At 64.2% G+C, this 11,346-nt stretch carries 10 protein-coding genes; 5 read left to right on the forward strand and 5 right to left on the reverse strand.

Translation table 11 applies throughout. The annotated features are described in order from the left end of the window. Positions 1 to 627 precede the first annotated feature (627 nt). Positions 628 to 1,419, reverse strand: a complete 792-nt coding sequence (locus AB0J46_RS42015) for a transposase (protein WP_364340564.1) — start codon at positions 1,417 to 1,419, stop codon at positions 628 to 630. A 102-nt stretch (positions 1,420 to 1,521) separates the two neighbouring features. Next, a complete protein-coding gene (locus tag AB0J46_RS42020; RefSeq protein WP_364340566.1) occupies positions 1,522 to 2,583 on the reverse strand; it encodes an integrase core domain-containing protein in 1,062 nt (353 codons plus the stop codon). A 251-nt stretch (positions 2,584 to 2,834) separates the two neighbouring features. On the opposite strand from AB0J46_RS42020, the gene AB0J46_RS42025 reads away from it, so the two are divergent. Beyond that, complete coding sequence (locus AB0J46_RS42025; RefSeq protein WP_364340568.1) at positions 2,835 to 3,152, forward strand: DUF4236 domain-containing protein; 318 nt, start codon at positions 2,835 to 2,837, stop codon at positions 3,150 to 3,152. 488 nt (positions 3,153 to 3,640) lie between these two features. Here AB0J46_RS42025 and AB0J46_RS42030 read toward each other — a convergent pair whose 3' ends face one another. The 3 genes from AB0J46_RS42030 to AB0J46_RS42040 are packed head-to-tail and all read right to left on the reverse strand — an operon-like array spanning position 3,641 to position 6,324. Continuing rightward, complete coding sequence (locus AB0J46_RS42030; RefSeq protein ID WP_364340570.1) at positions 3,641 to 4,909, reverse strand: MFS transporter; 1,269 nt, start codon at positions 4,907 to 4,909, stop codon at positions 3,641 to 3,643. Further along, the gene (locus tag AB0J46_RS42035; RefSeq protein WP_364340572.1) at positions 4,906 to 5,781 is read right to left on the reverse strand and encodes a phosphotransferase; all 876 of its coding nucleotides are present in this window, start codon (positions 5,779 to 5,781) and stop codon (positions 4,906 to 4,908) included. The genes AB0J46_RS42030 and AB0J46_RS42035 overlap by 4 nt, the downstream gene beginning before the upstream one ends. Positions 5,782 to 5,811: 30 nt before the next feature. Continuing rightward, positions 5,812 to 6,324 (reverse strand): DUF3291 domain-containing protein, encoded by a 513-nt coding sequence (locus AB0J46_RS42040; protein ID WP_364340575.1) that lies wholly within the window; start codon positions 6,322 to 6,324, stop codon positions 5,812 to 5,814. Between the two features lie 711 nt (positions 6,325 to 7,035). Here AB0J46_RS42040 and AB0J46_RS42045 point away from each other — a divergent pair. The 4 genes from AB0J46_RS42045 to AB0J46_RS42060 are packed head-to-tail and all read left to right on the forward strand — an operon-like array spanning position 7,036 to position 11,337. Next, positions 7,036 to 7,794 (forward strand): hypothetical protein, encoded by a 759-nt coding sequence (locus tag AB0J46_RS42045; protein WP_364340577.1) that lies wholly within the window; start codon positions 7,036 to 7,038, stop codon positions 7,792 to 7,794. Beyond that, a complete protein-coding gene (locus AB0J46_RS42050; protein ID WP_364340579.1) occupies positions 7,791 to 9,200 on the forward strand; it encodes a hypothetical protein in 1,410 nt (469 codons plus the stop codon). Before AB0J46_RS42045 ends, AB0J46_RS42050 begins: the two co-directional genes overlap by 4 nt. A gap of 8 nt (positions 9,201 to 9,208) precedes the next feature. Beyond that, complete coding sequence (locus tag AB0J46_RS42055; protein ID WP_364340581.1) at positions 9,209 to 10,195, forward strand: hypothetical protein; 987 nt, start codon at positions 9,209 to 9,211, stop codon at positions 10,193 to 10,195. A 5-nt stretch (positions 10,196 to 10,200) separates the two neighbouring features. Continuing rightward, positions 10,201 to 11,337, forward strand: coding sequence for a YcaO-like family protein (locus AB0J46_RS42060; RefSeq protein WP_364340583.1), 1,137 nt, complete (start codon positions 10,201 to 10,203; stop codon positions 11,335 to 11,337). The last annotated feature ends 9 nt before the right edge of the window (positions 11,338 to 11,346 follow it).

The following is an 11,346-nucleotide window of genomic DNA, read 5'->3' on the forward strand; positions in this document are numbered from 1 at the left end:
TCACTTTCCGAGGCAATCAGGCACGGCTTCAAGAGTTGATCTGACGGCACGCGAAAGAAAGTGCTACGTGTATTACGCGAGCACCGCTTTACTGATTGAGAAGGAGCGGCGAAGCATGGCGCCACGGACTCGCGGCCATCGAGCATCCATGGAATCACGGCAGTTCACAGCGCTATCGAGGCCGAAAAATCGCGCTCTGGCAGGCGACGATCAGCAGTCGAATCGAAGCGCTAGCCCTCTGCTTGCGGCAATGTCGAGCCGAACGCCAGGAACACTTGACGAGTTACCTGAAACGTGACACGCCCGACCGCCGACTTAGGCTTACAAAAACAAGAACTCTCCCCGTTAGATGAGGACGAGGACCGGGACCCCTTTCCCGGCCACAACTCTCGATCTAGTCGCAACGTATCAGCCAGTCTTTGGATACACAAGCAAACCCCGCTCGCTTTTGTCTCGCCCGAATCTGCGCCGGTACATTCCGTCGCCCAAGCGGTCGCTGGACGTAATCACCTTCACCGGGGGCTTGACTTCGCCGTCGATCTTACCGACAGTAGACGAATGGCTGCCCGCGCATATTGATGCTGGCGGCGATTTCCAGCCGTGTGCGACTCTGCTGGTTAACTCGTTTCAGGCGGTCAGGGTCGGTTCAAGTTGGGCCAGGTGGCTGGTCCGTTTCCGTTCCAGGGGGTGGCCGTTCCACCAGGCGTCCAGGCGGATCAGATTGACCGCAATGGCGCAGACGATGTGTTCGAGACGGACCTTCTTGATGCCGCGGTATCGGGCGCGGCGCAGGCCGGTGACGGTGACGGCTTGGTGGATGGTCGCTTCAATGCCGCACCGGAGGGCGTATCGGTCGTGCCAGGCGGGCGTGGTTTGTTCGGCGCGGGCGGCGTCGAGGGATTCCTGGATCGCTCGGGGATGCAGGGTGAGATGGCGGCCGCTGCGCTGGGCACTGGTGCATAAGGCCCGCACCGGGCAGGGGCGGCAGGTGCTGAGCGGGAAGGCGGCCACGATCATCGGCTGCTCCTTCTGCCGGCAGGGTGTCCAGGAGGTGCTGGTCTGTCCTTGCGGGCAGGTGACCTGCCGACGTTCCCAGTCGATGGTGAAGGCGGTGCGGTCGTAGCCGTTGCGGGTGCGGGCCTGGACGGAGTTGTCGCTGCGCAACGGGGTGATAAGCGCCATCTGATGCAGCTCACGGGCTTGGGCGATCAGTTCGGCGGAGGAGTAACCGGCATCCAGGTAGTGCTCTGCGGGCAGGAGCCCACGGCGGGCCAGATGCTGGTGAATGACCTCGGTCATCGCCGTGTCGGGCACGGTGGCGTCGGTGGTGGCCACGTTCGTGATCAGGTTCGGCGCTCTCATGGCGGGGTCGGTGCTGCGGGTGTCGGCGGCGGGGTGGCAGGTTTCGCTGATGTGCACCTTGTAGCCGTTCCACAGCAGTTCGCTGCCCTTGGCCGCCCAGCGGGCATGTGCGGTGCCAAAACGCGCATACTGCTGCTGAGCTGGGCGTTTTCAGGACGATCAGGCTGCTCTGCGGTACTCGTTGATCAGTCCTGTGACGGTCCTTCGACGCTGGATCCGGGAGGTCATGTCGATCATCTGGCCGGGGTCGTGCAAGGGAGGGAGGAGGGAACGGCCTTGATGCGGGCGATGATGGTTGAAATGGGGTTCGTACTCGGTCAGGACCTTGCGCAGGTGCCGCTCACCATGGATGAGCAGGTGATCGAGGCACTCGCGGCGTAGCGTTCCCACGAATCGTTCGGCGAACGCGTTCGCTCGTGGTGACCGGACGGGCGTCTTGATGACTCGCACGCCAGCGGCGGCGAACACCTCATCGAACAAGTAGGAGAACTTGCTGTCACGGTCCCGGATGAGAAACCTGAAGGCGCCGGTGCGTTCACCCAGGTCCATCAGCAGGTTCCGGGCTTGCTGGGTGGTCCATGCGCCCGTTGGGTTGGAGGTGACGCCCAGCAGGTGGATGCGGCGTGTCTCGATCTCCATGACGAACAGGACATACAGGCGTTTGAGGAAGACAGTGTCGACGTGCAGGAAGTCGCAGGCCAGGATGCCGGAGGCTTGCGAGGTGAGGAACTGTCGCCAGGTTGGCGATATTTGGCGTGGCGCTGGGCCGAGGCCAGCCGCGGTGAGGATGCGGCGGATGGCGCCTTCCCCGATCTGATGGCCAAGGCCGAGCAGTTCGCCCCGGATCCGCCGGTGCCCCCATTGTGGGTTCTCTCTGGCCAGCTGGATCACCAGATCACGCAGTTCATCCGGGATCGGCGGACGCCCGGTCGCGTTCGGGTAGGTCGAGCGTTGGCTGACCAGCTGGCGGTGCCAGGCCAGCAAGGTGCCCGGCGTCACGATCCGATGGAGGCGAAGCCGCGTGGGCAGTAGTCGCGCCAGCGCGGCCAGCAGCGCTCGTGCGGCCCAGTCTGGTCGTGGCCGGGAGACCTGACGACGCAGGACGGCGACCTCATGGCGTAGCACCAAGATCTCTGCGTCCTTGGAAGTGTCGCCCCGCGTGAGAAGCGTCAACCAGCCGAACAATCGGACCATCAGCAGATACAGCAGGCGTAGAAACACGAGTGCCGAGGATAGAAGGCCAGGCGAGATGCCATGGACGAGTTTTGGCACCGCACAGGAAGTTCCGGCAAGCGTAGGGCGCGCGGGGCTGGCATCCCCTTTAGTCGGGCGCGGGTGGTGGCGTGGTGGTCAATCTCCAGGACCTCGGTATGCCAGTCGTCGATCGCAGCTGTGTCCCCTGCGTGCGAGAATGCTATCGGGTCGGATTTCGGCCGCGGTAACGGGCGCCCGGGTCGAAAGGATTCCTCATCGTGGGTTTCTATGTGCGTACAAGGCTCAGGGCTGGACCGTTCCGCTTCACGCTCAGCCAGGCCGGGCTGGGAGTCTCGGCCGGAATCCCGGGCCTTCGGGCCGGGATGAGCCCTCGCCGCGACGTCGTGCGCATGGGACGCGGCGTGATCTCTTACCGCACCACCGCGCCCGACCGTGATGTGGTCATGCATGGTGTCGTCAGCCTGGTTCCGGCTCAGCCGAGCGACGTCGTCCGACAGTTGCAGAAGGCTGCCAAACGCTGGCCGTACTGGCCGTTCGCCCTGGCCGCCCTGCTCGTCGCGGGGCTGGTGACATGACGCTTCGGCCTGGTCATCGTCGCCGTCGGGCTGCGTTGCGTGATCTGGGTGGCATTGCGCGATCGGGCGGCTCGCGCGGTGGTCGTCATGTACGACGTGACCGACGAGGCAGGACGGCGACCTCATGACGTAGCACCAAGATCTCCATGTCCTTGGAGGTGTCGCCCCGCGAGAATAGCGTAAACCAGCCGAACAGCTGGACCATCAGCAGATACAGCAGGCGTAGAAACACGAGTGCCGAGGATAGAAGGCCAGGCGAGATGCCATAGACGAGTTTTGGCACCGCACAAGAGGCGGATGTGCATACGTTGATCGCCAACGGTCATCTGGAGGAGTACTGGAGATACCACGTCGTCCGGCAACACGAGCGTGTCCATCAGACCGGCTACCAGGTCGGATTTGCTCTCGTGGCTTGATCACTCCAGTCACGGAGAACGAGCCGCCCCCAATCCCGTCCGCCGTCACCCACGTTGTGGGAACTGACGCGCTCAGACCGAGGCCGCGGCACTGCCATGGCGCAGCGCGCGCAGGCTTTTACTGAGCAGCCCGGCCAGGCACACGAGGATGCCGACGGCTGCCACCACACGCATGGCCGCAGCGATCCCCATCAGGTCGGCTAGCCAGCCGACCAGGAGATACCCCAAGGGAAGCAGTGCTGTGGAGGCCAGCGAGTCGAAAGCCGACACACGTGAGACCGCGTCGTCAGGGGTGAAGCGCTGGTACGTCGTGGTGAAGGTCGAGGCGTACAGGCTCAGCGACAGTCCGGCCAGCAACTGCAAGAACGCAATGACCGCTAGTGGCGCTCCGGACGACAGGAACAGCGGCTGGGCTGAGAGCACGGTCAGGAGCAGGATGCACACCACTCCAGGCCGTGTCGGAGCGAATCGGATGGCTGCGAACCCGCCGACGATGCCCCCGACGCCGAAGGCGGTCACCAGGGTTCCCCACGCCTGCGCGCCGCCCAGAGCCTGATCCGCCCACGCGGGGCCGAGGCTGAACACCGCGGACAGTGAGATGAGGTGGAACAACGATGAGGTGACGATCAGCATCAGCAACCACCCTCGGGCGGCGATGACCTGCCATCCCTCCACAAGGTCGGCGATGAAGCGGCGTCGCGGCCTGGAGGTGCGCGGCATTTCGGGCAGACCTCTGAGCAGCAGCGCGCTCAGCAGGAAGGTAAACGCATCGACCCCCAGACCTAGGGCCGCGAGTCCGGCCTGGACGAAGAGCCCACCAAGTACCGGTCCGAGAACCATGCCGCCGTTCACCACGCCGCTCAAGAGTCCATTGGCGCGTTCCAGTCGGGCGTCGGGCACGAGCGCGGGAATCACCCCGCTAGCCGCGGGCCTGAACAGTCCCTCCGCGAGCCCGTAGACGAACTGCAGCACCAGGAACACCGCCACGCCCTGGCCATTGCTCAGCACCAAGACCACCAGGGCAGACTGCGTGCCGAACCGTACCAGATCCGAGGCGATCATGAGGTGCCGCCTGTCCAGCCGGTCGCCGAGCGTGCCGCCGTACAGGACCATCAGGGCATAGCCCACCGCTCTGGCCCCAAGCACGGCCGCCACACCGCCCGCCGAGACCCCGACGGCGAGCAGGCAGAAAGGCACGATGATCATGCTGGCTCGATCGCCAAGCGCGGAAAGGCCGTGCGCGGTGAGGAATCGGCCGTACCCGTGCCGCCACCACTCCTGCCGGCCTGCGGGGTGCGGAGCATCCGAGACGGCGACGTGCCCGTCGGGGGCGTCTGTCATGAGAGGGCTTCCTTCCAAGTCGGCTGGGCGGCCAGCGACCGCAAAAGGCTCAAGGCGCGCCGTGAGGCGTAAGCAACCAGGGTGGGCAGGTTGGTGGAGTAACCAGCGCCCGGACAGGGATCAGGCATGCGGGAATAGTCGAACAGCTCTTTGAGCGCGCAGAGAACCGGGTAGAGCGGGCTGAGGGCATCCGCGCGATCTTCATATCCGGTTGCGCTGCGATACGTTGCCCGATCCCAGAGCTGATGGCCTAGCGCCGCATCTGCCCAGTCGATGATGACCAAGCCGTCGCGGGTCGGCAGCACGTTGCCCGGATGCAGATCTCCATGGACAACGGTGTGCGTTCCGTCCAGGCGCCGATCCAACTCCGTGACGTCGTCTTGGCGGGTGCTGATCGTTTCGGCCAGGGCACGGGCGACTGGGGGAGTGAGCCACCAGGGGGTTGCCCGGCATGCCCGCAAGATCCCTGCCAGGCAGGTGTCCACGGACAAGGCGGGAACAGCGAGCGCGCCCGCTCCAGCCATCGCCAGGTCGGCGGAAATCGCTGAGGCGGCCTCCTCAGCCTGGTGGTGCTCGCGCAGCTGCGCCGTCTGCTCCACATGAGCGAGAACGCAGGCGCCGAGTTCCTCCGAGGCCGCAATCAGCCTGGGCATCGATCGTAACCCCAGCGTGGCCGCGCGGGTGAGAATCGCCGCTTCGGCCGCGCTCTGGGACAGCGGGCTGATCTTGATCCAGAAGGAGTCCGAGCCGACGGTGAAGCGGGCCGTGGCCGACCAGGGAAGAACCCGGGCATGAGAATATTTAACGTTGCGTGAACGAAGCTCGCCAGCGGCCCAGGCCAGGCCTCGATGGAGCGCGGAACTACTGGTCATCCGAGTGCCCGCCTCACAGATTTCCGACCATTAATTCGGATGGCATATGCAGGGTCGGGGATAGCTTCTTGCGAACGTAAAGGCACACGGGCTGGGGCCGTTTCGGTTCAGCAGTTCGAGCCGATTGACGCATTCGTCAGTTCCAAGCTTGCTGTCGGCCTTAACCCACCACAGGGCCGACCAATGCCCAGAGCGCTGGGTAAACCATTCCGCACGTCGTTTGAAAACTTCTCTATGCCGACCGCGATAGACGAAATCCCGCAATTGTTCGAGAGATTCCCAGACCGAGTAGTTGATGACCACGTCGGGACCATAAGGCCAGAAGTCAATGTCGCCATCCACCAGAGTGTAGGGGCGCCAGACGAATCCGGGCGCGTCCTCCGCCACCTGGTTCAACGGTTCCAGCAGGTCGGTGAACTCGGTCATCTGTGAATGGCCGAGGGGCCATCGTGACGATGCGATGTTGAACTGCGCCAGGTAGAACCGCTGCCCTAGTTCGTTGCCGCTGACGATGACGGCCTCCTTTCGTGACTGTTGCGGCATGCCCGCAGAACCTCGATTGTGCAGGTCGACGGTTGCGAGCGTGTCAGGTCGGCCACTTTCAGTGACAGACCGCCCGGTCCGGATGGGGCATCTATGCCGAGTGCGCCGTCGTCAACCGGTCCGACTTCACGCACCGCGACCACGTTGACGGGGCACTACTCCACCTCCTGCGTGCACTTCTGTCGAGCTGCAGGAGCGTGCGAATCTGCAGCCGGCTGCCAAGCAGCGGGCGGCTCGCAGCAGGAGCCACCCTGGCGATGCTGCGCAATCATGCTCATAACCTCACAACACCTGTCAAGAGATGACATATGGGGCTTGTGTCGTGCCGAGACCATGTGTACGTTGATCATGTTCGAGAGTTCGCCTGATGAACTCCTTCGATTCGGGGGACCGCTTTGCGGCCGGGATTTCGTTGAACGTTTCCCGCGAGTCGACGATGGGCGTGCCGGCAATCCCATACGCGCACCGGCTCATTCACCTGCTATTCACCTTCTAAGTCAGGAGATTAACCATGTCTGAGACCACGATGCTGGCCGAAGAGTTCGACTTCGACGTTGAGTCCGTCTCCATCGAGAGCACTGTGGACGCCGTCACCCTCTGGGTCGCCACCGCTCGCTGCATGTAGCTAGTCCGCGAGTATTACTGGGCCAAGGAGGAAGGGCGGCGACCGCAGTCCTCCTTGGCCCTTCGCGCCTGTGGAGAGGACATCCGATGGGTCGGTCGGAACACGAAGAGTTCCTGCGCGATGTCATGCGGGAGTGCGGGTGGAGGGAAGCGGAGATCCGGCTGCATCGAGTGGTACGCGCAGGCCCGATACTCAGCCCGGGCTCTCCTGCCGCCATCTCTTACCAGGGGGCCGCCGCGACACGCCGGATGATGGCGGGGTTCACCGAAGTCATCTCAGCGCGTGGCTCGCACCGGCTGTTCGGCGCGCAACCGGTCCTGCTGGGTGAATTGCTGCACGTCATGCGGACGGCCATGATGACTTCGGCACGCCGGCCGGCCTATGCGCTGCCAGGCGGAGTGCGCGCAGTCGAGCCGCTCTTACTCGTCGACAGGGTCGTGGACGACATCGGGCGATCCCTGCCTGAGGGTGTTTACTCCATCGACGCCGACCGGCGCCTGGCCAACTGCGAGCTGAAGATGCCCTTCGCTGAGGCCGCAAGGACAGTCGACACCTACGACGTGCGAGATCCCGCAGTTCTTGTTCTGCTATGCCTGCATCTGGAACGTTACAGGCACTACGACAACGCCTACGAACTCGGGCTGCTCGAAGCGGGGGAGCTGTTGCATAGCCTCGCGCTGTCGTGCGCTCAGACCGGTCTCGGGGCGTGTGTGCTGGGGTCGGTGTTCGACGAACCGCTGTGGTCAGTGCTCGCGCCCCTGCAGGAGTTGAAGACGACGATCAAGAAGTACGGCGCGCCACTGGCGGCGGTCGCCGTCGGCGAAAAGTTGATGGAGTCACGATGATCACTACCTATCTCGGTCACCAAGGATGGTCGTTCGCCTCGCATGCGGGGCAGGTCTTCCTGGATCCGGTTTTCAGGACGATCGGGAACGCCGGAGTCCAACTCCCCATCTGGCCCGATCGCGAAATCGACCCGGGCAGGCTCGGGCCGGTAGCTGGCGTCGTGCTCTCCCACGAGCATTCCGATCACTTCGACATCGACACGCTGTATCGCATGCCGTGGCGCGGGACGATTCACATCTCCGACCGCAGCAGCTTGGCCGTGCAGGAACTGCTCACCTCCATGGGTTACGAGGTCTCCCGCTACGGTGCGTACCAGAGGCTGTCTTTTCCCCGCTTGAACATGACTGTCCTTCCGCTGGCCTGGGACCCTCTCGAACCAGACGCCTACGGCTTCCTGGCCCAAGGCGATGACGGCACCAGCTTCTTCACCAGCGTCGACGGCGCACCGCACGCCAATAGCGTGCGGTGGCTCAAAGAGAATTGTCCTAGCCGGTCGATAGACAACCTGACCAACAACTATATGGAGCAGCTTCCGGAACTCACGGGCGTCAAAGACGTCGACTCGCTGGCGGTCGGCCGCATGGTGCGCCACATGAGCAACGCCGTCGAGACTCTCCATCCGCGGCGGGTGGTACTGAGTGGGCAGGGGTGGAGCTATCCGGTTGAGTATTCGGAGCTGAACAACCGATTCTTCAACGTCACCCATCTCCGCCTGCTCCCCATACTCGAACAGATGTACCCCGACATCAGGTGGGAGGCGCCGCAGCCGGGAACTCTGCTGGGGATGGGCCCAGCCGACCCAGATGGGCTCACGGCATCCTTCGTGACCAGAAAGCGGAGCGTTGATCGCGAATACGACAGGACCGCCCCGCTGAGGCAGGGCAGTCCATGGTCGCGCAGGAAGAGCTTGGAAGCCGACGAACTGAACAGGGTGCTCGGTTTCGTCGAGAACAAGTTCGGCCGGTTGGTGAACGCATATGCCCCCGAACTCATGAAGGGCCTGTTCGAGCTTTCGGCCGTCGCGACCAATACCCTTGTGCCGTCCATCGCGCTCCGGTTGCTCAACGGGGATCGCGCGCACCACTACGTCCTGGATCAGGGCTGGCTGCGGTTCGTAGCGGTGACCGATGTCAACATCCGGCACGAGGTCGCGGCGGGAGTCGAAGTGTGGGCGTCCGACCTGCTTCTGCTCATCGATGGCAGGGAGGAGCCTTATCTGGTTTACGAGACCGCGGTGCGCCGCTGGTCGAACGCGCCGCACTACATCGGCTCGGCCGTGCAGGTACCAATGTTCGCTGCTTTCGGCCCGAGGCACCAATCCGCGCTGTTCGGCGAGGCCTATCAGCTGCGGCTGCGCCAGGTGGAGAAGCAGTCCGCTGCCGAGGCCCCCGCGCTGGTCGACTGAGGCCGGAGATGCGAACTACTCTTCCCCTCCCTCAGCAACCAGGATTCCAGCTAGTCCTTCCTGAGCGGCTGCGTTTCGCGCCGGACACGCTTATCGAGCAAACACTCGACGGCGTACGGATAAGCAGGAACGAAGTCATTCTGACCATTACGATTCCCGGCCCGGCGAGGATGGCCTTCATCACAAGGGCCACCGATCCCAGCGCCTACTTCGAATCCTTGCGGCTGGCGCCGGTGTGGCGGCAGCTCTTGCAGAAATGCGCGGCGCAAGGTCTCATGTCGGACGCCACCCGAGCTGTGACCGCCGAGTTCCCCGTGTCGGCCATCGACGCCATCCGCCTGCTGCGCGACCGCATGCACGAGGTGAGCACCCGCAGCTTCGGGCCCGGCCATCCCTTTGGCTCGTTCGCGCAAGGCGGGTACTCGCGATCGGCAGCGGCCCGCTGGATTGTGCAGAACTACCACTACACCAAGAGCGCCCCGCACCACATCTCGCCCCTGTTCCGGCACGCCATGGATGAAGAGGAACGAGCCCTGTGGACGCGCTTCCTCAAAGACGAGTCCTGGCACTGGCGAATTTACCGCCCCATCCTCGGCGAACTCGGCATGAGCTTCGAGGACGTGGACGCGTGCGCGGTCCATCCGGCCACACACGCCTTCATAGAAGCACTCCGATCATGCGCCGCCAACTCGATCGCAGCCTATGCCGCTGCTCTCATGTTCGCTGAACTGCCTCCCACCGTTGACACGCTCGATCAAGATCCGCTGTATGGAGCCCTCGTTGCGCATTACGGTTTCCGCCACACCTCTGTACGCCCGCTCTGGTGGCACTCGATGGAGAACCTCGAGGCCGGGCATAGCGATCTGGCCGCAGTGGTGCTGTCCCGCAGACGATCTCTGAGTCCAGACGAACTGGCGCAGGCGCTGAACGGCCTCACCCGGACCATCCAGGCGGTGAGCAGCTGGCACCAGGGCGTTCTCAGCGCCGACTCATGACAGACATGCGGCTCCTCAGCCTGAAATCAGACGCAGAGGAGGATACCTTCCGCCGCCTGGACGTGATCGTCGCGCAAGGGGCGGGAATCCAGTCCACAGGCAAAGGGGCCAGCCTGTCCCGAAGAAAGGCCTCCGCGGCTGGCGAATGGCTGGAACGCCTCGCCCTGGTCTCGGCCAAGCCGCATAGATACAGCCCCATGCGGGCGCTGGGGCCACAAGCGATCTCTCCCATGGAGTTCGGTCTGGACTACCCGGACGAACGTCCTGCCCAGACCATCCCTTTCGACACCAGCGCCGAAGTCGGCTGGTTCGCCGCTCGATCACTCGGCTCCGGCCAGCAACGATGGCTCCACCGCCCCGGCTGGCACGAGGCGGGCTTCTACCGGCCAACCAGCAACGGAGCCGCCGTGGGACGCACACAAGAGGCGACGGCCGAACGGGCGGTCGCCGAACTTCTGGAACGCGACGCCTTCCTGCGCTGGTGGTACGGATTCACGGCTGCCATCCCCCTGACCTGCCGCACTCCAGAGTGGCAGCACGTCGCCGAGTGGCTGCGGCGGGCCAAGTGGCGGCTGCACGCCTACTTGCTGCCCTCGCTCTGCGCGTACCCGATCGCTCTCGCGGTGGCGACCAGAGTCAATGCCGCAGGCGCCCCGATGGCCAGCATTATCGGCCTTGGCACCGCGAGTGGCGGCGAGGCCGCCACGAATCAGGAGGACGCCGCAACAGAGGCCGCCCTGGAAATCGTCCAGGCGCTCGAAGGCTTCCGGCTCGCCGAGAGAACGGGCATCCCACCTACAGGTGACCTGGTGCGCTTCCTTACCCCTGCCGGCGCGGACACCGTGGTGAGCAAACTGCTGGCACTGGGCACGTCGGCCACCGCCGTCGATCCCGACAGCCTCCAGCCCACAGCCTGCTCGGCAGCGCTGGAGGCGGGAATCGACATGTGGCTCGTCACCTACGACATCCCGGCACTGGCCAAACACGGCGCTCACTGCGTGCAGGCATTCAGCCGGGACACCCTGCCCTTCGCCCTCACGGGAAAAGGACGGAGGCTCGACCATCACGTGGTCGACGAGCTACTGCACACCTGGGGGCGTGACGGTACGACGATCCCTCCGCTGCCGCATCCATTGGGATAGCCAAGAGGT

It is taken from the genome of Nonomuraea sp. NPDC049758, from assembly GCF_040674635.1.
Lineage (GTDB): Bacteria > Actinomycetota > Actinomycetes > Streptosporangiales > Streptosporangiaceae > Nonomuraea.

What these genes read in the sequence shown, in the direction of transcription:
- AB0J46_RS42035 (WP_364340572.1), bottom strand. Translation starts at nt 5,781, where the DNA reads ATGACCAGTAGTTCCGCGCTCCATCGAGGCCTGGCCTGGGCCGCTGGC.
- AB0J46_RS42040 (WP_364340575.1), bottom strand. Translation starts at nt 6,324, where the DNA reads ATGCCGCAACAGTCACGAAAGGAGGCCGTCATCGTCAGCGGCAACGAA.
- AB0J46_RS42030 (WP_364340570.1), bottom strand. Translation starts at nt 4,909, where the DNA reads ATGACAGACGCCCCCGACGGGCACGTCGCCGTCTCGGATGCTCCGCAC.
- AB0J46_RS42060 (WP_364340583.1), top strand. Translation starts at nt 10,201, where the DNA reads ATGCGGCTCCTCAGCCTGAAATCAGACGCAGAGGAGGATACCTTCCGC.
- AB0J46_RS42045 (WP_364340577.1), top strand. Translation starts at nt 7,036, where the DNA reads ATGGGTCGGTCGGAACACGAAGAGTTCCTGCGCGATGTCATGCGGGAG.
- AB0J46_RS42050 (WP_364340579.1), top strand. Translation starts at nt 7,791, where the DNA reads ATGATCACTACCTATCTCGGTCACCAAGGATGGTCGTTCGCCTCGCAT.
- AB0J46_RS42055 (WP_364340581.1), top strand. Translation starts at nt 9,209, where the DNA reads ATGCGAACTACTCTTCCCCTCCCTCAGCAACCAGGATTCCAGCTAGTC.